This is a genomic window from Oleiphilus sp. HI0125 (genome assembly GCF_001635355.1).
The window spans coordinates 1-889 of sequence record NZ_LWGF01000286.1; the positions used below are offsets into that span (position 1 = coordinate 1).

General features: G+C 43.9%; 1 protein-coding gene. It reads right to left on the reverse strand.

The window, feature by feature from the left end; translation table 11 throughout:
* Positions 1-313: 313 nt before the first annotated feature.
* Positions 314-889: NAD(P)H-dependent oxidoreductase (locus A3762_RS04020; RefSeq protein ID WP_156493215.1), on the reverse strand; the 576-nt coding region annotated here is incomplete at its 5' end.

Consider the following 889-nt stretch of genomic DNA (forward strand, 5'->3'; position numbering starts at 1 on the left):
AATTCATTACCTCCTTAAAATCAGAGCTTTATAAGAGTAAGCAGTGATACCCGCCGCTCGCGCGGTTATCACAGCCGACCTGTAGATATAATTTGAACCTACACAACTCGACCTCTCGAAGCAGGTGCGATCAAAGCGTTAAGGTCTGCAATCTTCTTCGAAGCGGGCATGGTGAACTGCGAAGCACTAACAGCGGCTTTTGTCTAATTACATGCATTAATTGAGAGATTCCAAATCAGTCTGCGCTGTTTGGAATGACGAGGGAGAGGTACCCAAGTCTGCCTAGTGCTTACCATCAAAAAACAAACACGAACTAATGCACATCCTTTTGCAAATCTGCATTCCAACGACATCTTTCAATTAAATCTCGATACGCCTTAGCATATTCCGCAACACGGCGTTCATGCTCTTCCATGCGGCCAGCTACTAAATTAGGTGCACTGTGAAGAATAAAGGGCGGCATATAATGCATTCCACAAAGGTTCGCTGTCTGCTCTAATGGCCGAAGCAGCTCAGCCATTTCAAACTTGTTATAGCCTTCATGATGGTAAGCGTCTTCAGGCCCGCCGGTTGTGATAGCACACAAGAATCGTTTGCCATGAAGTGCATTACCCGAAGAGCCATAAGCAAAACCATGCTCAAAGACTTCATCCATATATCGCTTCAAATTGTGCGGTACGCTATACCAATAAAAAGGAAACTGAAAAATAATCAAATCAGCAGCTTTTAAGTATTTCTGCTCTTCGGCAACATCTACAGAACCATCCTGATACCTGCTAGCTAAATTACTCAGCGAGACAAACTCCAAGTCTTTTATTTGCTCTAACATTCTGAGATTGCTGTACTCACCCGAATGTCCAGTATGGCCATACACAATATGAACGTGTGG